Source organism: Fischerella major NIES-592 (genome assembly GCF_001904645.1).
Taxonomy (GTDB): Bacteria; Cyanobacteriota; Cyanobacteriia; order Cyanobacteriales; family Nostocaceae; genus Fischerella; species Fischerella thermalis.
In genome coordinates, this window is sequence record NZ_MRCA01000011.1 from 43692 (window position 1) to 67062 (window position 23371).

Below are 23371 nucleotides of genomic sequence, written 5' to 3' on the forward strand. Positions count from 1 at the left end.
AATTGGTATGACACCTTGAAAGATCTGGATATGCGTTGTTACGAGGATATTGTAGTAATGGGCATAAATGAACAAATGAAAAATCCCAAAATTGCGATTGTTGGTATGGATTGCTTTTTGGGTGGCTGTCAAGGATTAGATGCTTTTGAACGTAGTATTTATGATGGAACTCAACACTTTATTACCTTTCCTTCCCAGGGATCGCAAGAATTAAACAAGCAAAAGCAGTACCTCGCAAACTATGGCTTTGAAAGTAATTTTACGCCTTTAGGAGCGTACATCGAAGATTTTGAAATAGATTTTTCAGATTTCCAATTAGCATCTGAGGAAGCAGAAAAACTAAAACCTCAAGAACTTTTGATGCTCAAGGTTGCTGATAACGCCCTCAAAGATGCAAAATTAGATCAAAGAAGTAGGGTAGCAGTTGTGATTGTTGCCGCAACGGAACTGTCTCTACGTCTAATTAATCAAGAAGCAAAAGACGCCATTTCCAATCAGTGGAGTATTTCCAGTCTGTGGAATTTTCCTGGTCCTTTATTCACACTCATAGCCGAACAACATTCTGTGTGCAAGGCTTTTGAGGTTGCAAAAAAGCTACTTACAATCAGAGAAGTAGATGCTGTTGTTGTTGGTGCTGTGGAACTGGCTGAGAATAGCGCTAGTCTTTTAACGAGAAATCAAACGGCAACAGTCAACACAGGCGTTCATACTTTGAGTTATGACCAGAACGTTAATGGTTGGATGCTAGGCGAAGGTGCAGCCGCCGTAGTCTTGAAACTCTACGAAACAGCACAACAAGATGGCGATCGCATTTATGCAGTGATTGATACCCTCAATATTTTAAAAGATAATTCTTCTTCTCAAACTATCCCTGACTCGAAAGCGGTAACGCAAGTATGTCAACTCGCTTTTGATATGGCAAGTGTCAAACCCGCAGATATCGGCTATTTAGAAGTTTTTGCCAGTGGAGTTCCCCAGCAAGATGAGTCAGAAATTTTAGGTTTGCTCCAGGCTTATCGGACTTCTGACCCTGGTCTCAATTGTGCGATCGGTAGTGTCAAAGCCAATATCGGGCATACCTATGCTGTCTCAGGAATAGTCAGTTTAATTAAAACAGCACTCTGTTTATATCACCGTTACATTCCTGGTGTTCCGCATTGGTCTACTCCCAAAATGCCCCAAGCCTGGGAAGGTAGCCCCTTTTATGTTGCTCCTGAATCAAGGCCTTGGTTTTTAGCCACAGGAGCTACTAAAAGAATTGCTGCCATTAACAGTATGGAGATAGATGGCAGTTACGCACATTTAATTTTGTCGGAGGAAGCAACTCAGATACAGCGTAGCAGCAGATATTTAGAGCAAATGCCTTTTTATCTGTTTGCGATCGCTGCTAATGATTGCCCTACTTTATTAGAACAGCTGCGTGCCTTAGAACAAACAATTGCCAATTCTTCTTCTCTATCTGCTGCTGCAAGCCTTACCTTTACAGCTTATCAACAGCGTCAACATGCCACCTACGCGCTGTCCATTCTCGGACGTAATCAAGAGGAATTGACGCGGGAAATTCAGCGCGCTCTTCAGGGTGTTGCTGATGCTTTTAATACAGACAAAGAATGGCAAACCCCCGTAGGTAGCTATTTTACGCCCAAACCACTAAGTAAAAAAGGCAATGTTGCTTTCGTTTACCCTGGTGCTTACAGTTCTTATGTTGGCATTGCCCGGAATCTCTTCCGCTTGTTTCCCAAAATTTACGAAGATCCTGTCATTCAAAGCGTTTACAGTCGTGTCCTCAACATAGAGAAACTTCTCTATCCTAGAAGCCTGAGTAAATTATCCACAAAGCAATTAGAAGCCCTGGAACAGCAATTGATCGATGATCCAGTCGCAATGCTTGAATCAGAAGTTGGCGTTGCTGGACTCTTGAGTGCAATTCTCAAGAATTATTTCCAACTACAACCCCATTCTGTCTTTGGCTATAGCCTCGGCGAAACTAGTATGATGCTTTCTCAGGGAATCTGGGCTCACTTTCACGAAGGTAGTGAGGATTTGAACTCATCTGCTCTATTTAAAACACAATTATCTGGCCCTAAAAACGCAGTTCGTAAATACTGGGGATTGACTCAAGAGCAGAATAGTGAAGGCAAAGAATTTTGGAGTACATATATACTCATGTGTCCAGTTTCCCGTGTCAAGGAGGCTCTCAAAAATGAAGAGCGCGTCTACTTAACTTTAATTAATACTCCAGAAGAAGTAGCGATCGCTGGTGATACACAAGCCTGTCAAAGGATAATTCAAACCCTAAATTGCGATGCTTTTCGCGCCCCTTTCAATCATGTAATTCATTGCGAGGCTATACGTTCTGAATACGACGCACTTGTTAAACTAAATACCTTACCTATCCAAAACATACCAAACACCGTTTTTTATTCGGCAGCAGAATATAAACCTATTACCCTCGATAGTCATTCTGTTGGTAACAACATTGCCAAAGTACTTATTCAACAGCTTGATTTTCCTCGGCTAGTTGAGCGCGTCTGGGAAGACGGTAGCAGAATATTTATCGAAGTAGGCGCTGGAAGTAATTGTTCCAGATGGATTAGTCGAATCCTCAAACAAAAAGAACACATCACAGTTTCTCTCAACAAGAGAGGAATAGACGAGCATACTTGTATTGTGAAAGCATTAGCCAAGCTCCTCAGTCACAGAGTCAAAATGGACTTATCATCACTGTATTCTCCAGTCCAAGAAAATACCAGGCAAATTCAGCCCAAGCTTAGAACCATAACATTGAACAGTAGCGAGTTTAACTTCACAGCATTAACCAAGAAAGACCAGAAAAATTTCCAAAATCCAACTTCAGACACTCTGATTCAGAATAATAAAAAACAAAAATATAAACCACTTGATCTAAGGGAGTTTGAACGCTTAAATCCTTACTTTCAGCAAGGTCATATCAAAAGCTTAGAATTTGTAGAAGAATCACCAAAACCCGACTTTACCACAACAAGTGAACAAAAAAAAAATACCAGTATTCTCCTACCTCTTCTTTAAAAAAACATAGTTATGTTTCTAAATTACATGTGCTAAACTTACGCAATGATTTATATCAAAAGCTGAGTGAAAACACATCCCAGTTCACCAAATCTCATGCTAATTTTTTACAATTTCGACAAGAATCACTACTGCAAATTAGTCTAATAATTCAGCATCAATTAGATTGTTTGCAGCATATTCTTGATAAAGATGACATAGATAACGAGCATTCATTGAGAGAGCAATAATCTAGTGATCTGTCTCATTAATTGTGATGGGTAAACTGATTTTACAATTAACTTTCTTTTCCTTTTCTTCGCGCTCTTTGCGTCTTCGTGGTTTTTTATTTAACTCTCATAATTAATACGATAAACCACTAGTAATCAACAACTAACTGATAGCTTTCGTCCAAATTCATGAAATATTAAAAGGCTAAAAACGTGACTAGTGTAGACACTTTACCGTATAAAACTTCTCAAAACCTCAAATTTTCCACATTCTTGCCCAATCATAATCAAATTTGGCAAGGTTCTTTAGACTCTGTATCTTTTGATGAAGAGGGTATAAAAGCTAAAGTGCTGAATTTAGATAAACCTTGTTACATTGTCAGGATTGAAAGTCAAATCGGCGTCACCAACGAAGGTTATTTGTACAATTCCAATCATGGACAAGCAGGAAAAGTGGAAATGCTCATAGCTGTTCCACCCCTCAGTATTCAACAATTAGGCGATCCAACTTTCTTGGAATTTCATGGCGTGAAATACGCCTACGCCACTGGGGCGATGGCTCATGGTATTGCTTCTGAAGAATTAGTAATTGCTCTTGGTAGAGAGAGAATATTAAGTTCATTTGGTGCTGGAGGTTTAGCTCCTTCCCGTGTTGAAGCAGTCATTAACCGCATTCAACAAGCCTTGCCAAAAGGGCCTTACGCTTTTAACTTGCTCCACAGTCCTAGCGAACCTGCTATTGAACGCAGTGTCGTTGACTTGTATCTCAAATATCAGGTGAGAACAATAGAAGCCTCTGCCTTTCTGGATTTGACTGACAACATCGTTTACTATCGAGCTGCTGGGCTGGGTTTAAGTGCAGCTAATGAAATCGAAATCAAAAATAAAGTCATTGCTAAAATCTCTCGCAGAGAAGTTGCAACTAAATTTATTCAACCTGCCCCTAAAAACATTCTCAAGCGATTAGTTGAACAAGGCCTCATCGGTGAATTACAGGCAAAACTAGCCGAACAAGTCCCAATGGCAGATGACATCACTGTAGAAGCAGATTCTGGTGGTCATACAGATAATCGTCCTCTAGTTTGCCTTTTACCTTCAATTTTGGAATTGAGAGATGAAATTCAAAAAAAATACTGTTACAAACAAGCTGTCAGAGTCGGAGTAGCAGGAGGAATAGCAACTCCCCAATCAGCATTAGCCGCTTTTATGATGGGTGCTGCTTATATTGTCACTGGCTCTATCAACCAGTCTTGCGTTGAAGCTGGAACTTCTCAATATACAAAACAATTACTAGCTCAAGCCGAGATGACTGACGTGATGATGGCCCCAGCAGCTGATATGTTTGAAATGGGAGTAAAACTTCAAGTTCTTAAAAGAGGAACTTTCTTTCCCCTCCGGGCACAAAAACTGTTTGATTTATACAAAAACTATAACTCAATTGAAGACATTCCACCTTTAGAAAGAGAGAAACTAGAAAAACAAGTTTTTAAAAAGAATCTGGAAGTAATTTGGAAAGAAACCACTACTTATTTATCTCAAAGAAATCCCGATAAATTAATTAAAGCTGCCAACAATCCCAAAATGAAGATGGCTCTAATTTTTCGCTGGTATCTTGGATTATCGTCTCGCTGGTCTAACTCTGGGGAAAAAGGTCGAGAAACTGATTATCAAATCTGGTGTGGCCCAGCAATGGGTAGTTTTAATGATTGGGTCAGAGGTTCTTATCTTGCTGAACCAAATAATCGCAAAGTGGTTGATGTTGCTAACCATATTATGAGAGGTGCTGCATATTTATTCCGCATCCAAAGTTTGAAAATGCAAGGATTGCAAATGCCAGCTACCTACATGCAGTATCGACCACAATAAGACTTATACTGTCGCGTGGGTTGATAATAGGTAATTGGTAATGGGTAATTGGTAATTAAGATACTGATAATTTTCCAATGCCCGATGCCCAATGCCCAACAACGAAGCATAATATCAGTATTTTCCTGTTATCTAATTCACAACTTTCCTAACTACTTTTCCTACCTACAGTCATGAAACGTGTATTGGTAGTTTACTATTCACAATCGGGAGATGTGACTCGTGCAGTCGAATCTTTTACTAAATTTCTCCAAACAGCAGAAATTGAGCTTACCTGGGAGTGTATAAAACCAAAAGATAATTATCCTTTTCCTTGGAGCTTATATAAATTTTTTGATGTTTTTCCAGAATGTGTGAACGGGGAACCGTCGAAAATTTATCCGCCGAAATTTGGTAATGATGAAAAATTTGATCTAATTATTCTTGCTTATCAGGTTTGGTTTTTGGCTCCATCTTTACCAATTCAAGGTTTTTTAAAATCCAAGTATGCCAAAGTTTTAGAGAATACGAAAGTTATCACTTTAGTAGTCTGTAGAAATATGTGGCACTCTGCCTCAGAAACGATGAAGAAAATGATTGCTGAAGTCGGAGGAATTCATATTGACAATGTGGTTTTGACTCACCAAGGGCCACCTTTGGCTACTTTTATCACCACTCCCCGGTTACTGTTGACTGGAAAAAAAAACAGATTTTTGGGAGTATTACCTGCTGCTGGTGTTAGAGATGAGGATATTTATGCACTATCAAGATTTGGGAAGCGGATAGCTAATAATCTCGCAGCCTTAAGTGATTCTTCGCGTCAACCAATGCTTCAAGGACTTGGAGCGGTTGAAGTGAATCAACGCTATGTCATTCCAGAATTTATTGGGCGCTTGGTATATCGTCCCTGGGCTAAGATAGCTCGTTTTTTTGGTAAACAGGGGAGCTGGAGCAGAATACCAATAGTCTGTATCTTTGCAGTTCAGCTCATATTTGCTATTCCAATTGTCCTTATAGTTTCCACTGTCGTTCAATTTCTTTTTGCTCCACTGATTCATAAAAAAATAGCGTCTTATATTGAGCTTCTCAAATCCCCATCTGGTGTGGATTAGCAGTGAACAATAACTAATTGCTTTCAGGGAAACACGTTTTAAAATTTAAAGTTTTGCTCAGTTCTTTGGAGAAGATTATGACTTCAGCATATATTACAGGTTTAGGAGTTTTTCTACCTAATGAACCGGTAAATAATGAGGAAATTGAAAATGTTCTTGGGTTAGTCAACGGAAAGCCTTCTCGTTCTAAAAATCGCATCCTCAAAAACAACGGTATCAAATCTAGATATTATGCAATAGATCCAAAAACTGGCAAGCAAACCCATACTAATGCACAATTAACAGCCGAAGCAGTACGTATTCTTGTAAAAAACACTAATATTTCGTTAGAAGAAATAGAGTGTTTGGTCTGTGGCACATCTTCTCCAGATCAGATTATTCCTAACCATGCTCTTATGGTGCATGGAGAACTTGGATGTCCTCCCTGTGAGGTTGTAGCTACAAGTGGTGTTTGCTGCTCAGGGATGACTGCATTCAAGTATGGATATATGAACGTATCTTCTGGTTGGAGTAAAAATGCTGTAACAACAGGATCAGAACTTGCATCAACTGCATTTAAGGGAGTGTACTTTCAACCAGAAATAGAAGCAAAAATTCAAGATTTGGAAGCAAAACCAATCATAGCTTTTGAGAAGGATTTTTTGAGGTGGATGCTTTCTGATGCCGCAGCAGCAGTGCTGATAACGGATACTCCTCGTCAAAATGGTATTTCACTTAGAATAGATTGGGTTGAAATCATCTCTTTTGCCAATGAACTAGAGACTTGTATGTATGCAGGGGGTGTCAAGAGAGTTGATGGTTCTTTACAAGGGTGGCGGGAAGTCGAAAATCCAGAAGAACTATGGAAGGAGAGTTATTTTGCCTTAAAGCAGGATGTAAAATTGCTAGGAGAAAATGTAGTGTCCTATGGAAAAAAAGGCTTGCTACAAGTTCGAGACAAATATAACCTCAAAGCAAATGAGATCACTTGGTGTTTGCCTCACTACTCATCAGAACATTTTAGACAACCGCTTTACGATGAGTTGATGGAAATTGGATTTGAGATTCCGTTGGATAAATGGTTTACTAACCTAACCTACAAAGGTAATACAGGTTCTGCCTCTATCTTTGTTATGTTAGAAGAATTAATGTCATCTGGAAAACTGGAACAAGGTGATAAAATCTTTTGCCTAGTTCCCGAAAGTGCTAGATTTTTATACGCTTATATGCTTTTGACAGTGGTTTAATGTGTGCTGCGTGGCCACTATTCAACAAACTCAACATCGACGGGTGAAGACAGATGCGGTGAATGTTTGCACTACCCGTTATGAAGGAAAAAACAAGTCAAACCCTCTTCCCTTATGCTCTCTGCCTTATTGCTTAAAAGATTTAAATAATTGCTCCAGGTTTAATTCAGATGGAAAATCTATTGAGCAAATTGGAAAGTGATATCAATGCCTACTTTTTAAGGGTGTTTAATGTAAGCACACCTGGCACCGACTTGCTTTTCAGGAGCGAAGGCAGTGAAATCATGTGGGGTCGCTCCGGAAATGATACTTTTGTGGGTTTGAAACCTGGTGATGACCATTTCGCTCAACCGCAAATGGATATTATCCTGGGTGATGCAGACTTCATGGCAGCGCTAGAGGGTAGTCAACTTCACTGGGGCGACAGATTTGTTCTCGGTGATTGGAAACAGCCATATTACACCAGTAGTAAAGGACTTGATTTTGGTTTAAAACAATTTGCTACAATTTTAGACTTCAATCCTTGGCAAGATGTCATTCAGCTACATGGCGCTCCAGAGGATTACCACTTGGTCAAATCTCCCGCAGGAGCAGCAATATTTTGGAAGCAGGGAACTGTACCTGACCTTGTAGCTGTTTTACCTGGCACTCACCATTTGAATCTTGAGGGAAACTACTTCCAGTATGAGGGTTACACCCCACCACCTGAACCAGTACAAGGGAGGATCCAGCAATTGGGAACTGCTGATTTTGATATACTTACAAGTTCAACCACAGATCCCTTTGGCAATTTATATGTAGCAGGAGTAATCAGTAGCTCATTCGGAAAAGATAATGCGGGATCTAATGATGTCTTGGTGAGTAAGTATGATAGCGATGGCAATCAGCAGTGGGTTCAACAGTTTGGCACTCCTTATTCTGACTTAGCTACTAGCATCGTTGCTGACAACAAAGGTAACTTCTATGTAGCGGGAATATCGAAAGGCGATTTTGGAGGAGCCAATCAAGGAGAAGGAAATTATGATGTCTGGGTGGGCAAGTATGATAGCGATGGTAATCAGCAGTGGGTTCAACAGTTTGGAACTGAACTGATTGATGCTTCCTTTAGTATGAAAGTTGATGACGATGGTAGTGTTTACCTCACAGGATTCACTATTGAGCAACAACAGCAAGGACTATTTTTTCAGCCTAATGTCTTTGCGGATGATGCCTGGGTAACTAAGTATGATAGCAATGGCAACCAGCTGTGGTTTCAACAGTTTGGCAGTTCCGCTTTTGATGAAGCTTATGCTGTAACTGTCAGTAATGATGGCAGTGTTTATTCTACAGGCTGGACTCTGGGGGATTTGGGAGGAAAGAATGCTGGGCAATATGATGTCTGGATTGCCAAGAATGACAACAATAGTGGTCAGTTGGAGTGGACGAAACAGTTTGGTACTAAGAATTTTGAATTCCCTAAGGGGATTGACACAGACAGCCAAGGCAATGTCTACATGACAGGATGGACTTTGGGTAACTTGGGAGGAAAAAATGTTGGATCTAATGATGCTTGGATTGCCAAATATGACACCGATGGTAATCGACTGTGGATAAAACAGTTTGGCACTTGTGGTGATGATGCATCCTCGAGCATGAAGGTCGATTCCAATGGCAATATTTTTCTAGTGGGATATACTGATAAAAACTTGGAAGGAAGCAATGCTGGCTCTAATGATGCCTGGATTGCTAAGTACGACAGTGACGGCAAGCGGTTGTGGATTCAACAGTTTGGTACATCCAAGTCTGATGCTGCCACCAGTATTACATTAGACAATTTTGGTAATGTCTATGTAACAGGAATTACTAAGGGTTCCTTGGGAGCGATTAATGCTGGGTCTGTGGATAGCTGGATAGCTAAACTCGATTCTGAGTCAGGTACTTTACAAGATTTTAGTGGCGCTTAAAAACAGGTATTTAGATGTTGTTTGAAAAACTTCATAACACATCAAATCTTTGATGTTACAGAATCCATGAAGAGGGACATATGATAGATGACACCGAAGAGTCAAAGATAAAAAAACAACTACAGAACAAATCTGATACACCGATCAAGAAGCATTTAAAAGCGACGGAAATCAACTATCGACGTAACAAGGAGTCCAACTATACCGAGAAAATAACTGATTTGGATAAAAATTTTGATTACAGCAACCACAAAAATCATTATTGGAGTGACCCTGAGTTTTCAATCCTCTATGGCACTCCACTCTATGATGCAGCTTCCCCCTCACAAAAGATTGCTCTTAATCATCTATTTTGGGTTGGAGGTTACAATCTTACTGCTGCTAGCGAAGTTAATACAGCTCTTTACAATCAAGTAACAGGTAGTGTTTTTTACAACATAGGCGGTTACGAAACCCTCTGTCATGAACTGGATGTAGAAACTTCACAGGAACGCCACCATATTCATGCTTTTCGCACGATTGGTAACATGACGGAGATGGCCATACTAGGTAAGGTAATAGTTGGTGATCCTCTCACAGGGAATGAGTCCAAGGTGATTCAAAAGGGTCTGGTTGGGCGTTTGTCGCCTGGACCAATACGTCAGTTATTCGGCTTTAACTGGGGAAGTACACCTTTCTTAGCCTCACAATACTATGCCTTGCGCTTCATCGCCAATATGCTTCTCAAGCTAACAGAATACAGCCGTTCTCAGTATTTCAGGAAGTTAGAAAAGAAACGTGAGTTTATCCCATCTCCCACGGCTGTCTCTCATTACCATTTCTTGGACGAATCTTTTCACACTACAACTTCGCTGCTGATCGCTCAAGAATTGTACAAGGACTTCCCAAAGCCAACAGCCTACGAGAAATTCATGGCTAATTTTTCCATCTACATGATGCAGCTTACCATTTTGAATGGGCTTTCTGCTGGGGCAGTTGCGAGCTTTTCTCCAGACCAACTCTTTGTCATACCCTTAGTCTACAAGATACTACGGTCTCCTCTGTTTGATATGTCTACCCAAGAAGCACTCTCTTGGATAGAGAGATGTTTCTGTCATGAGCATGAAGGTTTACATTTGAATTTGAAGTACCATCAACGTCTTATTTCAGAACTGTGCAGGTTTTTTGACAAACTAGACTACACATGGCCTATCAATCGTGAAATGCGTGTTATGGCTACAGGAGGCTCGATTAGCAAGGCTATCCAAAATAACACTAAATTCTTTCATAAGTTCTCTAAGTCTGTCGCCTGTAAGAATGGTAATCCGATTTGATTGATGAATTTATAAGGTTGACGTAAGCAATAGGAAAGAAGGCAGTGGTTTGGCAACCTAACTTTGAGGGGTAAAGGAACGAACCGCAAAGACGCAAAGTACCCGAAGAAACAGGGAAAGAAGAGAAATTGAAGAATTGATTTACCCAGCAAAGTTGATGTGACAGAGTACTAGTGGTCTGTCCCATTAATTTTGAGGGTTATTGTTCTTGGCTATTCTGCTTTCTTTTGATTGGGATTGGTAAGGTATGCGAAAAATTCTTGGGTATATCGGGTTGGAGTACCCAGCCAGAGTTCTGCTCAAAGTCACTGCTAACATTCCCGAAATCAGTGGAATCCTTGAAGAATAAACATCCAGAGATTTAACTAAATTTTTATCAAAGTAGTTTGATCTGGATTTGTGCGATCGCTAGCTAGTTGAACAACCCCACCTATGAATTAACGTAATTTTCAGTATTGTCCCAATTCCTTTACTTTACAGGTGTGAATATGAGTCAGTCTGTCATTAATTCAGGTGTAAAGCGGTCATATACGGCAGAAGAAATCCAAGCCTGGCTAGTATCTAACATTTCTGAGATGCTGGCAGTTGAACCCAATGAGATAGATATCCAAGAACCTTTGGATAGTTATGGCTTGGATTCAGCACAAGGGATGGTTCTGGCTAGTAGAGCAGAGAAATTGCTTGGATTTAAACTATCTGTAATTGTATTGTGGCATTACCCCACAATTGAAATGCTCAGCAAACGTTTAGCAGAAGAATTGGCAGATTCGGATTCAGAGATTTTTGAGATTTGAACATAATCCGCTACAAAGAATTTTAGATTTTAAATTGAATGAATCTAAAATTCAAAATCCACAGTCCTATTGAGGGATTCTACAACTATGAATGCATACGATCTTTTGGAAAATCTGATTCAAAAAGGTGTTCACTTGTGGGTCGATAACGAAAAACTAAATCTTCGTTCTCCCAAGGGAATAATGACACCAGAAATGCAAGCAGAACTAACTGCTCATAAATCAGAAATACTAACGTTGCTACGTGATAGAGATGTCGCTACTAAAGCTGCTTCTGTTCCACTAAGTATGGGACTAAGCCTGCAAACTATTGGTCGTTTAATCGGTGGATTTGTTAAAAAATCAGCTGTGGAATATAAGCCACCAGTTATTGATCCCAGAGTGATGGCTCAAAAATTAACGGTGGCATTTAGACCATTACCAAAGGGTTATAAACACCTAGAAATTATTAAATTTCGAGAAGAATTAGCAGAGAAGCTCAGCAATTATGGAGTAAAAGTTTTATCTTGGGAAGAAGCAACAACTGAATTTTACTATGATGTTAATTTGCCATTAATCAACTTCAATAAGAGCCTAAAAATTAGGGGTGTAAAAGCAGAGATAAATGCAGTAATTGATGTAGAAAAAAATCCTAAATTGATAAGAAAATTAGGTGTGCATGTAGCAGAAATGCTTTATCAAGTGTATTCTCAATTCATTTTGAATAATCAACAAATTTCTGTTTCTAGAATAGCTAAATTGAGTAGTTGGGCAGAAGATCATGTAGCTAAATATATTGAAGATCCGACTAATACTCAAGTAATTATCTTGACTGAAATCGATAAGGATTTTGTCAATCCTCTCATCAATTATCAAGAAAAAATAAATATTGGAATAAACACTCTGGTTAGAACATTTTCAGAAATGGTAATTGGTGTTTCCAAGGACAAAATTTCTATCTTAAATATGAATCTTTCAGATTCTATTTTTCATAAAAAGGAGATGGAATATTTTGTTTTAAATTCCCTGGTTCCTAAAGTTTTTGTACCAATATATCCACTTTTACTGAATAGATTTACTTTAGAGCATTATAAGCCTCATGAATCTAGATATGCTGAAAAATTGGTGAAATTAGGCAACGAACTAGCATCTACAGGTCTATTTCCGCCAGGTTTTAAGCTTTGTGAAGTTATCAAAAGGAAATCCCATAGAGATATTGTCAATGTCATAGTGAATGGGAGAACAGGTGTTTCTTATGGCTTCGTTGCTTATGTTGAACCTCCACAATATGTTGGTGAACCAGAAATAACTGAAGATGAGTGGCAAAATCTATTATCTGTTGCAGGATTTAGTAGTGATGAATTTCGTCAGAATGAAAAAGGTAGGTATTACATAAAAACCAAGGTAAAAGGAGAATATAGATATAAGCAAATCCCAGATATTTGGCTTGTTAGTTCTCGTTCCGGTGCAAACAAAACAGATTTAAACTTGGAAAGCGATATCATTCGGATTGGTTTGAAAGAAAAGTTATTTCTGCAATTACCAAATGATATTAATCCAGAGCTAGTAGATATCAAACCTTCTTATGATATCTATGTCATGCTTGCTATTAGTTTGTCTGCTGCCTTATATACACCAGATCTGATTAAAAATGGTGCGCCAATTGTTCACTTCCACGGCTACCCAGCAGCTGAATGGTTTAAACAGAATGAATACTGCGTTGGAATCAACAACCCTTCAGTTCCTTGTGGTACTTATGAATCCGGAGTATTGAATTTTTTGGGTATTTCTAGCTTGGCAAATCAACAGGTAGACAATCCAGCGTTGGTAAGTTTGATAGAACCAGATCATGGCACAAATTTTATAGCTCATGATTTGGAGTATCTAGTACAAAGATTGCAGGCTGGATGTACACAAGGACAAATTGAACTTGGTGGCAAACATTTTGCTTCTTTGAAGGCAAAATAAAGCGATCGCTGAATTTAATTCGATTGAGTACAAATCATGAAATACAATATACAATACTTATGCTCTACGACAGAAAACTTTCTCCTTTGGAGCAAGTTATAGAAATCGTAAATCGTCGTGCTGGTGCATACAACATAGTTACAATTTGTCGAATTAACGGATTACTCAGCGAAGAAGTTATTAGACAAGCTATGGAGCTGCTCCAAGCGCGTCATCCTCGTCTGAACTGCCGCATTGTCAATAAGTTGGATGGTTTGCGCTTTGAGAGTGGAGACATTGAGATCCCTTTACGTGTGGTGACAAAGCAGCATTCACAGCAATGGCAAGAAGTTGTTTGGGAAGAACTCAACCACAAAATTGAGAGTCACAAAAGTTTAATGCGAGTTGTGCTCGTTCATCTCAAAAATGAAAACAATGTCAATTATCTGATCACAACAATACATCATGCGATCGCAGACGGTTTATCATGCATCCAACTACATTCAGAACTTTTAAGATATTGCCAAAAAATCATTTCTCTTGAACCAATAGAAATTGTCAGCTTACCTGCACTTCCACCACTCAAAAAACTCTTGCCAGACTCGATGCGAGGATGGAAAGGCACAGTGAATATCTTCTTAACTATATGCAGACATGTCTTACAAGAGATTCGGTATCGACCACAAACTTTGAAGTTTGAAAAATTCCTACCGATTGAATCACGTCGCACTGGTATAGTTCACAGAAAGCTCAACGAAGCACAAACGACAAAGTTGCTAAATGCTTGTAGAAAGAACAAGACAACGGTACATGCTGCTTTGTGTGCAGCGATGTTGTTTGCAGCAGGTAGAAAAATTACTCCTGGGAAAAAAACAAATGTCAACCTCAGCTGTTGGTCAAGCATCAATTTGCGTAATCGACTCCAACCAAAAGTCAGTGATGAGGATTTAGGTGTATTGGTTTCTGGTGATATCTCATGTCATAACCTCAGAACCAATACAAGCTTCTGGGATTTAGCTCGCGACAGAAGACAACAGATGGAAGCAAGTTTAGAAGGTGATCGGGTATTCTGTTCAGCATTGTTAATTGAGCTGTTAACCGATTTTCTTCTCACTTACCCTCGTCAAATGTTTGCGACAGTGGGTGTCACGAATATAGGTAGAGTCAACATCCCTGCAAATTATGGTGTATTTGAACTTGAAGAAATCAGCTTTGTTCCCGCATTGGGAGCATTTGGAGGTTTGTGTGTTGCTGCTCTGACTTTTGAAGAAAAAATGGTTTTGAATTTCATGTTTTCTGAACCTGCAATTAGTCAGGAAACTGCGGAAATTCTCGCTGATCATATGCTTGCTTGTATTGTGAAAGCTTGCAAAAATCCAAAATTCACTTTTACTGATCAAGTATTTGCAATCTCCCGACAGCAGCTAACCTCAATTGCTCCTGGTGCTTTGAGCAATGTTACTCGTCTAGCTTCTGGTCGCCAACAGTAAAAACATCTTAATATCATGTTTGCTTGAATACTTAATACTGTCGCGTAGGTTGGTAATTGGTAACGAAAAAACCAATAGACCTTTTGCAAAAGTCGAATTAGCCCTACCCTCAATCCCCCTGTGAACGTGGGGAAGATTTAGTTCGCTCCCCGATTTCGCTTAAGGTTAGGGTGGGGTAAAAATCTTTTTGCAAGAGGTCTAACGATCAAAAGCGAAGCATAATGAACTTGATATTAATTAAGATATCAGCCTTCTGCCTTTCAATTTCAAAATATAAATACTTATGCTCTATGATAGGAAACTCTCTTGTTACGAGCAAGCGCTGGAGATTTTGAATCGCCGTGCCACAACATATAGCATAGTTACGATTTGTCGAATTAACGGATTACTCAGCGAAGAAGTTATTAGACAAGCTATGGAGCTGCTCCAAGCACGTCATCCTCGTCTGAACTGCCGCATTATCGGTAAGTTAAATAATCTGCGATTTAAGACTGGAGACATCGAGATCCCTTTACGTGTGGTGACAAAGCAACATTCACAGCAATGGCAAGAAGTTGTTTGGGAAGAACTCAACCACAAAATTGAGAGTCACAAAAGTTTAATGCGAGTTGTGCTCGTTCATCTCAAAAATGAAAACAATGTCAATTATCTGATCACAACAATACATCATGCGATCGCAGATGGTTTATCATGCATCCAACTACATTCAGAACTTTTAAAATATTGCCAAAAAATCATTTCTTTTGAACCAATAGAAGTTGTCAGCTTACCTGCACTTCCACCACTCAAAAAACTCTTGCCAGACTCGATGCGAGGATGGAAAGGCACAGTGAATATCTTCTTAACTATATGCAGACACGTCTTACAAGAGATTCGGTATCGACCACAAACTTTGAAGTTTGAAAAATTCCTACCGATTGAATCACGTCGCACTGGTATAGTTCACAGAAAGCTCAACGAAGCACAAACGACAAAGTTGCTAAATGCTTGTAGAAAGAACAAGACAACGGTACATGCTGCTTTGTGTGCAGCGATGTTGTTTGCAGCAGGTAGAAAAATTACTCCTGGGAAAAAAACAAATGTCAACCTCAGCTGTTGGTCGCCAATTAATTTGCGTAACCGATTCCAACCAAACATCAGTAATGAGCATTTAGGTGTATTAGTTTCTGGTGATATCTCATGTCATAACCTCAGAACCAATATAAGCTTCTGGGATTTAGCTCGCGACAGAAGACAACAGATGAAAGCAACTTTAGAAAGTGAGCGGGTCTTCTGCTTACCTTTCTTAACCAAGCTGTTGATCAACTTTCTTCTGGCTTATCCTCATCAGGTATTTTCAACAGTGGGTGTCACGAATATAGGTAGAGTCAACATTCCTGCAAATTATGGTGTATTTGAACTTGAAGAAATTAGCTTTGTGACTGCTAATGCAGCATTTAGAGGTTTGTGTGTTGCTGTTCTAACTTTTGAAGAAAAAATGTTTTTGAATTTCATGTTTTCTGAACCTGCAATTAGTCAGGAAACTGCGGAAATTCTTGCTGATCATATGCTTGCTTGTATTGTGAAAGCTTGCAAAAATCCAAAATTCACTTTTACTGATCAAATAGTTGCAATCCCGCGACAGTAGCTAACCTCAATTGCTCCTGGTGCTTTGAGTAGTGTTGCTCGTCAAGCTCGTAGACGCGATCGTTCGATTTTGGATTGGTTCCAAAAATAAAGTGAGTAAGTTTTATGAACCTCTGTGAACAAACACTTTTAATTTCGGGAATTAGTGGATTTATCGGCTTACGAACTGCTGAGCTAGCCATAGCACGAGGGATGAAAGTTCGTGGTTTGGCACGTTCTGCCGAAAAAGCTAAACAAGCACAAAAACTAGGTGCGGAGGTTATGATTGGCAGCGTCACTGATCCTACGACTGCCTACAAGGCTTGTCAGGGAGTAGACATCGTTTTGCATACAGCTGGCATTGTCCAAGAAAGTGGATCGCTCAAACATTTTCGTGAGGTCAACGTTGGTGGAACTGTCAACATGGCTAAAGCTGCCAAGAGTGCTGGTATCAAAATCTTTACTCATCTCTCCAGCGCTATGGTTTATGGCTTCAACTATCCTGATGGCATTACGGAAGATGGACCACTGCGTGGTGAGAATAATCCTTTCTGCCAGACAAAAATAGAAGCCGAAGAAGCACTTTTACAACTCCATGCCCCCCCAGGCTTTGGGATTATCATTATCAGACCAGGAGATGTTTACGGACCGGGGAGTATTCCTTGGATAGTCCGACCACTACTGATGATGCAGCAAAATTTATTTGCATTAATTAACGATGGACGAGGAGTCATTAACCATCTATATATTGATAATTTGATTGATGGCATCTTTCTTGCGATCGAAAAGGAAGCACACGGAGAAATCTTTAACATCACCGATGGGCAGCAAACTTCCTGGAGAGAATATTTTACTCGCTTAGCTGAAATGGCAAATTTACCTGTACCTTATTCTTTACCAAAAGATGAAGCCAAATTATTACTGCGGGTGCGGGAACAGGGACAAAAACTTTTTCGGAAAAAACCCGATCTTCTGCCAGAAACTGTAGATTTTCTCTCTCGTCCCTACGCTTATTCTATTGCCAAAGCACAAAATATGTTGAATTTTAAACCAAAAATTGATCTAGAAGAAGGAATGCGGCGCACACAGGAATGGCTGCAAATAACAGATATTCAAAAATTGATGTCATAGCAAAATGAAGTCTTGAAATCTAGCCAAAACTACAAATTACAAACATATTATGATAAAAAGAATAACTCTCTTTTATCTGTTTTTGCTCTCCAATTTTGTAATCTTGGATTTAGCAACAGCAAATTCAAATGCTAATTCCAATATAAAACTAACTGTTGTAGTATATGGAATTCGTCATCAAAAGGGACAAATTTGCCTGAGAATCCATAATGATGAACAAGGGTTTCCTTTCACTGATACTAGCGAAGTACAAAGTGGTTGCGTTCAAATTCAAGGAAATTCTATAAAAAAGGACTTCTACGGATTAAAACCTGGAACTTATGCTGTTGCTGTAGTAGATGATCAAGATGGAGATTATAAATTAAACAGAAACTTTTTAGGTGTTCCACAAGAGGGTTTTGGTGTTTCCAATAATCCGACAATTTCAATAAAAACTGGTGTACCAAAGTTTCAAGATGCAAGTTTTTCACTCAAAAAAAATAAAACTATTCACATTGCCATAAAATATTCCCTTGATCCATAAGACATCAGCCATAACTGCGCTACAATATCCCCGACTCATTCAAGAAGTCGGGGATCTGACCCCTCACAACTTCTCATAATTTTTGCGATAGACCACTAGTAGCTTTGGTATAAGCTATCGGTCTACGCTGTGGCGGATTAAATGCCACAGCTAAATATACATTAGATTTCGTAGCATTAGTCGAGAGAATGTATTTCGCACTCCTGCTACACCCCACACCCTTGCATCATTTCCAAGAGAGTTCTATTGAAGCATCACACCAAGGACAAACAATCATTATGTTGCATGATTGTTGCATATACCTTTATAAAATGATGATTTTCTGTAATTCTTAATTTTAGCTCAGCGAACCTTGTGCTCTTGGATTCATTCTCGCCAGTGGTATTCTTGGCACTGGCTTTTTTCTTTTCTTTATACTGATATGAGAAATAAAAAGAAACCCTCCCTGCTTGTGCAGAGCTGTTTCATTCCCTAAAACATGTAAAATTGTTCATGTGTTTTTTGAGAGTTACAGCACTATAAAAAACGATCGCTTAATTGCGATCGCTCCGTTTGCCTTCTGCTTTATCTACAGGGATACCAAGGCAAAAAATTTGAATTAACAACAGTGAACTGATAACTGTTAAATTTTGGCTTCTTCCTTCACCAATTTGTCCCAACCTAAATCTTTGAGGCTGTTATTGCGACGTAGGGGACGAGTGACTAACTCAAGGATGTCACGGGCGTTGGTAAAACCGTGAATTTGAGCAAATGTAAATTCTACAGACCACTTGGTGTTAATTCCACGTGCTTCTAAGGGGTTGGCGTGAGCCATACCAGTAATTACTAAGTCAGGCTGCAACTGGTAAATGCGTTGGACTTGATTATAGTTGTCTGGTTTCTCCACAATCTTAGGCATAGGTACACCCATTTCCTTGCAAGTCTTCTCCAGCAAGGCTAATTCAGCAGCTTGGTAGCGCTTGTCCATATAGGGAATGCCTATTTCATGCACAGTCATACCGCAGCGTACCAAGAAGCGGGCGAGGGAAACTTCCAACAAATTGTCACCCATGAAGAATACAGACTTGCCACGAATTAGTTTGATGTATTCTTCCAAACCTTTCCAAATTTGGGCTTCTCGTTCGTCTAAACCTTGGGGGGTAATACCAAAAACCGAGCAAATTTTCTCAATCCAAGCACGAGTTCCATCTGGACCGATGGGGAACGGTGCGCCGATGAGCTTGCATTTGCGACGCCGCATGAGAGTTGTAGCGGTACGGCTGAGGAAGGGGTTGACACCAGCAACATAATACCCTTCTTCAATTACAGGCAGTTCTGTAAAACGCTTGGCAGGTAGCCAGCCAGAAACTTTAATACCTTGCTTTTTCAGTTCTAGAGTCAGCTGAGTAACTACGGGATCGGGGAGTGAACCAAATAGTACTAGCGGTGGGTGATTTACGTACTCAGACTCTTCTTGGGCAACTTCTTCTTTCTTCTTACCAAAGTTGAGTAGCTTTTGAATAGCGTTGCGCTCGTTTTTCTCTGCTTCTACCACAGGAGCTTTATCTGGACAACGTGTAGCCATTGCAGCTAAGACTGTGTCTTCTCCTTGGGTGAAAGCGTAGTCTAAACCGTTAGCACGGGCGACAACAATGGGGATACCGATTTCGGCTTCCAGCTTGGGGGCCAAGCCTTCTAAATCCATTTTGATGATTTCGGTAGTGCAAGTGCCGATCCAGACAATTACGCTGGGATTGCGATCGCGTTTGATCTGCAAGCACAAGCGCTTCAATTCCTCATAATCATTCAGTTGGGCCGAAATATCGCCTTCTTCTAACTCTGCCATTGCGTAACGGGGTTCTGCAAAAATCATTACCCCCATCGCATTTTGCAGGAAGTAGCCACAAGTTTTTGTACCAATTACCAAAAAGAAGCTATCTTCAATTTTTTGGTATAACCAAGCTACACAGCTAATAGGGCAAAAGGTATGGTAATTTCCAGTTTCACACTCAAAATTTAAAGCTTCTGGTTGAGCAAGAGTCATTTTGATATATTCTCCCCTTAATTTTTTAAGTTAAGAGTTAAGGGTCATTTGCCATTCGTGAATAAAAATAACAAAGGACAAATGACTAACCCCTAACTGTGTATTTACGTGTTGGGGAAGAGACGGGCGATTTCCGAGTCATCAAAACCGTTATTTGATAGTTCTTCCCCAAAAAAATCTGTATTTGATTCTCTCTTGAGAGAACTTGTCTCAGTACTCCAAACATCCGACAACACATCAGCAAACTCGTTTTCTTCAGGCGCAGCTGTGGCGGAGATTGTGCTGTCTGCTTCCTTCATGGCGTCAAAGGAAATATCGCCAAATTCATCTGCTACATCTGATTGGGATGTTTGCTGCGACTCGTTGTGAGAGTTGTGACCTGGGGATGATAAATTCTCATTGGAGCTATTGAGATGTTCCGTTGCCATTGCTCTGAGTTCATCCCGCACCATGCTATCTGGAACCATGAGTGTTTCTTCATGGTCGTAGCTCATTTCCAAATCATGGGCGATCGCATTGTTCACCAGATCATTTGTCTGTTGATTTGTCAACGTTTCATCATGGTATATTTCTTCCGTGACAACTGCTGATTCATCTTCCTGCGACGATTCCTCTGATTTGGGAATAACACGGTTTCCAAGAGCAATATCAGGATCAAAATTTAAATCCAACACCTCAACCAAGGTATCTGCGTCAGGATTCAATTTAGAAAAAGGTAACATCAATTGCGCTAGCTTCGGTTCGAGCGCATTAGCTACTCCCAGGATGAGGTAAGATGGTGGTCGCTTGCCGCCGTCAGGCGTATAGACTGATTCTACCTCCATGTGCAACTTAATCCAGTCGCGATTGACTTGAAAAAATTGCAACCATTTTTGCTTCAGTGAATCTGTAAAGCTATAGAAGAAGGCCATATTCCCATCCTGAGATCTAAATGATTTATACAATCATCAAGTCTAATTCTTCTTCCGGATTAGGAACCTGTGGTTTATTCGGATTTAAGTAAAAATCAGATAATAAAGAGAATAATTCCCTATCTTGGGCGTCTTTAGGAACAACACCTTCTGGTAGTGCCAAAAGTTGGTCAGCGATGTTTAAGTAATAATCGCAAACGTAGTTCAAAGAAGGGTCTATATCTGCCATTTCAAACAACGTCTTGCCCTTCACACGGGAAACACGGATATCTTCAATCAGAGGCAGAACTTCTAAAACTGGCATTGGTACAGCTTCTACGTATTTATCTATCAAGTCACGCTTAGATGTGCGATTACCAATCAATCCAGCTAGACGTAATGGGTGAGTCCGTGCTTTCTCCCTTACAGAAGCAGCAATGCGGTTAGCAGCAAATAAGGCATCAAAGCCGTTGTCAGTAACAATTATGCAATAATCGGCATAATTCAAAGGTGCGGCAAAACCTCCACAAACAACGTCACCGAGAACGTCAAACAAAATCACATCGTACTCATCAAAAGCGTTGAGTTCTTTTAGTAATTTTACTGTCTCACCAACTACATAACCGCCACATCCAGCACCTGCGGGTGGCCCACCTGCTTCGACACAATCTACACCACCATAACCTTTGTAAATTACATCTTCTGGCCAAATATCTTCGTAATGGTAATCCTTCTCTTGCAGAGTATCAATAATCGTCGGAATCAAAAAGCCTGTAAGGGTGAATGTGCTGTCGTGTTTAGGGTCGCAGCCAATTTGCAAAACTTTCTTGCCACGTTTGGCTAAAGCGACAGAAATATTACAGCTAGTTGTAGATTTACCGATACCGCCTTTTCCGTAAACTGCTAATTTCACTGTTTTTGCCTCTTATGGTTTTTTTATAAAAAATTTGGCTCAAACACTTGCAGCACCGCGTGCAAAAGCGATGTGTGAAGTCTTCGAGTGTAATTATTGTCCAAAAAAAACTGAAAATAAAGGGGATGAAAAATTGAATGATGCCGTTAGCAAAAGTATTGACATTTATTGAATTCCAAATGGCTTTTAATAGCATGCTAATTTTTTAAAAAATCAAAAAAAATCATATTTTTAAATTTTAATAAACATAAAAATATAAATTAGTTACAAAATACAAAGTACAGGCTTTCTTCATTTATATGGTTTTCATAATAAAGAACTTATGGTAGAAGAGTATTAATACTCTATGTGCTGAAGCACTACTTAAGTAAATAAAATGAAAAATCCTAGCCTTTGTTCAGAAGGATAGGTTTGTTTGGTGGGTTTAAACACAGCCATAGATTGTGTTGTCAAAATTTTAGTGAAGCCTCATCTTTGCTCTCCGCTGACATAGAAATGTTATTCTCATAACATCATTGCTGATTTTGATAGGCAAAAAGTAGGCAGTTGCAAATTCACTGTCAAACTCAGCGATCGCTAATTTTGAGGTCTGACTCAGAAAATATAAAAAATTATTACATTTCCAGAGATGGATTAAATCCTGGTTCTGTTCGAGAGAGTATGCGATCGCCATTAATCTCCAACTCCCAAACTAACCATGACTCAACTCAAAACCCAACTCACCCTTAAAGAATTCCTCGCACTTCCCGAAGGAGACATCATCTACGAACTAATTGACGGAGAAGCTGTTCCGAAATTCAAAAACGATGAAATGTCACCAAAATTTTTTCATAGTTCTATAACAGGTGCGTTATTTATACTATTGTCTGCATGGGCACAAGGAAAGGGACGGGTTGTAATTGAATGGGCAATTAAACTAACACGAAATCAACAAGATTGGGTTCCTGTACCAGATTTAACTTATATTTCTTATAACCGTCTTGCTGCTGATTGGTTGCGAGATGAGGCTTGTCCTGTTGCACCCGAACTAGTTATTGAAATTATCTCACCTGGTCAAAGTTTCGGTGAAATGACAGAAAAAGCAACAGATTATCTGAAAGCTAAAGTTCAACGGGTTTGGATTATTGACACTAAAGCAAAAACTATTACTATTTTTTATCCCGATGCTCTTCCCCAAACTAAGCGTGGTACTGATAGTTTAGAAGATTCCTTATTTGAAAATCTACAAATTACACCTCAACAAATCTTCCAACAAGCAAAAATTCCCTAAATTTACAAATTATTTATCAGGTCTAATAGACCACTTAGATCATGCCCGACTAATTGCTTACGATATAAAGCTTGGACATCGAGAATTCAGCATGGTGAAAAAATAACCAA

General features: G+C 39.5%; 15 protein-coding genes and 1 pseudogene. 13 read left to right on the forward strand and 3 right to left on the reverse strand.

Going from position 1 to position 23371, the window contains the following annotated elements; genetic code table 11:
• Window positions 1-57 precede the first annotated feature (57 nt).
• The 12 genes and pseudogenes from NIES592_RS17930 to NIES592_RS17990 all read left to right on the forward strand — a co-directional run bounded on the left by NIES592_RS17930 (window position 58) and on the right by NIES592_RS17990 (window position 18165).
• Window positions 58-3278 (forward strand): annotated as a pseudogene (locus tag NIES592_RS17930) (PfaB family protein).
• Window positions 3279-3470: 192 nt separating this feature from the next.
• Window positions 3471-5123 carry a PfaD family polyunsaturated fatty acid/polyketide biosynthesis protein gene (locus tag NIES592_RS17935; protein WP_073556463.1) on the forward strand — a complete coding sequence of 551 codons (1653 nt, stop codon included), beginning with the start codon at window positions 3471-3473 and terminating at the stop codon, window positions 5121-5123.
• 173 nt (window positions 5124-5296) lie between these two features.
• Window positions 5297-6214 carry a hypothetical protein gene (locus NIES592_RS17940; RefSeq protein WP_062250174.1) on the forward strand — a complete coding sequence of 306 codons (918 nt, stop codon included), beginning with the start codon at window positions 5297-5299 and terminating at the stop codon, window positions 6212-6214.
• 77 nt (window positions 6215-6291) lie between these two features.
• Entirely contained in the window at window positions 6292-7440 is a 1149-nt protein-coding gene (locus tag NIES592_RS17945; protein ID WP_073556464.1) for a beta-ketoacyl-ACP synthase III, read from the forward strand.
• Window positions 7441-7724: 284 nt separating this feature from the next.
• Window positions 7725-9383, forward strand: coding sequence for an SBBP repeat-containing protein (locus NIES592_RS17950; protein WP_256678167.1), 1659 nt, complete (start codon window positions 7725-7727; stop codon window positions 9381-9383).
• An 80-nt stretch (window positions 9384-9463) separates the two neighbouring features.
• Complete coding sequence (locus NIES592_RS17955) at window positions 9464-10696, forward strand: hypothetical protein (protein WP_073556466.1); 1233 nt, start codon at window positions 9464-9466, stop codon at window positions 10694-10696.
• Window positions 10697-11184: 488 nt separating this feature from the next.
• The gene (locus tag NIES592_RS17965; RefSeq protein WP_073556468.1) at window positions 11185-11490 is read left to right on the forward strand and encodes a phosphopantetheine-binding protein; all 306 of its coding nucleotides are present in this window, start codon (window positions 11185-11187) and stop codon (window positions 11488-11490) included.
• An 87-nt stretch (window positions 11491-11577) separates the two neighbouring features.
• On the forward strand, window positions 11578-13437 hold the full coding sequence (locus NIES592_RS17970) for a hypothetical protein (protein ID WP_073556469.1): 1860 nt from the start codon (window positions 11578-11580) through the stop codon (window positions 13435-13437).
• Between the two features lie 59 nt (window positions 13438-13496).
• Window positions 13497-14906, forward strand: a complete 1410-nt coding sequence (locus NIES592_RS17975; RefSeq protein WP_073556470.1) for a phthiocerol/phthiodiolone dimycocerosyl transferase family protein — start codon at window positions 13497-13499, stop codon at window positions 14904-14906.
• Window positions 14907-15189: 283 nt separating this feature from the next.
• On the forward strand, window positions 15190-16533 hold the full coding sequence (locus NIES592_RS17980; protein WP_073556471.1) for a phthiocerol/phthiodiolone dimycocerosyl transferase family protein: 1344 nt from the start codon (window positions 15190-15192) through the stop codon (window positions 16531-16533).
• 104 nt (window positions 16534-16637) lie between these two features.
• Window positions 16638-17642 (forward strand): NAD-dependent epimerase/dehydratase family protein, encoded by a 1005-nt coding sequence (locus tag NIES592_RS17985; protein ID WP_073556472.1) that lies wholly within the window; start codon window positions 16638-16640, stop codon window positions 17640-17642.
• 49 nt (window positions 17643-17691) lie between these two features.
• The gene (locus tag NIES592_RS17990) at window positions 17692-18165 is read left to right on the forward strand and encodes a DUF2141 domain-containing protein (protein ID WP_062250186.1); all 474 of its coding nucleotides are present in this window, start codon (window positions 17692-17694) and stop codon (window positions 18163-18165) included.
• A gap of 622 nt (window positions 18166-18787) precedes the next feature.
• On the opposite strand, the gene NIES592_RS17995 is transcribed toward NIES592_RS17990, so the two are convergent.
• The 3 genes from NIES592_RS17995 to bchL form a co-directional block, all read right to left on the reverse strand.
• Window positions 18788-20188 (reverse strand): ferredoxin:protochlorophyllide reductase (ATP-dependent) subunit N, encoded by a 1401-nt coding sequence (locus tag NIES592_RS17995; RefSeq protein ID WP_009460145.1) that lies wholly within the window; start codon window positions 20186-20188, stop codon window positions 18788-18790.
• Window positions 20189-20292: 104 nt separating this feature from the next.
• On the reverse strand, window positions 20293-21099 hold the full coding sequence (locus NIES592_RS18000) for a DUF5331 domain-containing protein (protein WP_073556473.1): 807 nt from the start codon (window positions 21097-21099) through the stop codon (window positions 20293-20295).
• A 25-nt stretch (window positions 21100-21124) separates the two neighbouring features.
• Window positions 21125-21991: a ferredoxin:protochlorophyllide reductase (ATP-dependent) iron-sulfur ATP-binding protein gene (bchL, locus tag NIES592_RS18005; protein WP_009460143.1), complete on the reverse strand. Its 867-nt coding sequence runs from the start codon at window positions 21989-21991 to the stop codon at window positions 21125-21127.
• A gap of 697 nt (window positions 21992-22688) precedes the next feature.
• On the opposite strand from bchL, the gene NIES592_RS18015 reads away from it, so the two are divergent.
• The gene (locus tag NIES592_RS18015; RefSeq protein WP_073556475.1) at window positions 22689-23261 is read left to right on the forward strand and encodes a Uma2 family endonuclease; all 573 of its coding nucleotides are present in this window, start codon (window positions 22689-22691) and stop codon (window positions 23259-23261) included.
• Window positions 23262-23371 lie beyond the last annotated feature (110 nt).

Bases quoted from the DNA above. Each gene is read 5' to 3' on its own strand.
- NIES592_RS18000 (WP_073556473.1), bottom strand. From the start codon at position 21,099: ATGGCCTTCTTCTATAGCTTTACAGATTCACTGAAGCAAAAATGGTTG.
- NIES592_RS17945 (WP_073556464.1), top strand. From the start codon at position 6,292: ATGACTTCAGCATATATTACAGGTTTAGGAGTTTTTCTACCTAATGAA.
- NIES592_RS17940 (WP_062250174.1), top strand. From the start codon at position 5,297: ATGAAACGTGTATTGGTAGTTTACTATTCACAATCGGGAGATGTGACT.
- NIES592_RS17950 (WP_256678167.1), top strand. From the start codon at position 7,725: ATGTGGGGTCGCTCCGGAAATGATACTTTTGTGGGTTTGAAACCTGGT.
- NIES592_RS17955 (WP_073556466.1), top strand. From the start codon at position 9,464: ATGATAGATGACACCGAAGAGTCAAAGATAAAAAAACAACTACAGAAC.
- NIES592_RS18015 (WP_073556475.1), top strand. From the start codon at position 22,689: ATGACTCAACTCAAAACCCAACTCACCCTTAAAGAATTCCTCGCACTT.
- NIES592_RS17995 (WP_009460145.1), bottom strand. From the start codon at position 20,188: ATGACTCTTGCTCAACCAGAAGCTTTAAATTTTGAGTGTGAAACTGGA.
- NIES592_RS17965 (WP_073556468.1), top strand. From the start codon at position 11,185: ATGAGTCAGTCTGTCATTAATTCAGGTGTAAAGCGGTCATATACGGCA.
- NIES592_RS17980 (WP_073556471.1), top strand. From the start codon at position 15,190: ATGCTCTATGATAGGAAACTCTCTTGTTACGAGCAAGCGCTGGAGATT.
- NIES592_RS17975 (WP_073556470.1), top strand. From the start codon at position 13,497: ATGCTCTACGACAGAAAACTTTCTCCTTTGGAGCAAGTTATAGAAATC.
- NIES592_RS17990 (WP_062250186.1), top strand. From the start codon at position 17,692: ATGATAAAAAGAATAACTCTCTTTTATCTGTTTTTGCTCTCCAATTTT.
- NIES592_RS17970 (WP_073556469.1), top strand. From the start codon at position 11,578: ATGAATGCATACGATCTTTTGGAAAATCTGATTCAAAAAGGTGTTCAC.
- NIES592_RS17985 (WP_073556472.1), top strand. From the start codon at position 16,638: ATGAACCTCTGTGAACAAACACTTTTAATTTCGGGAATTAGTGGATTT.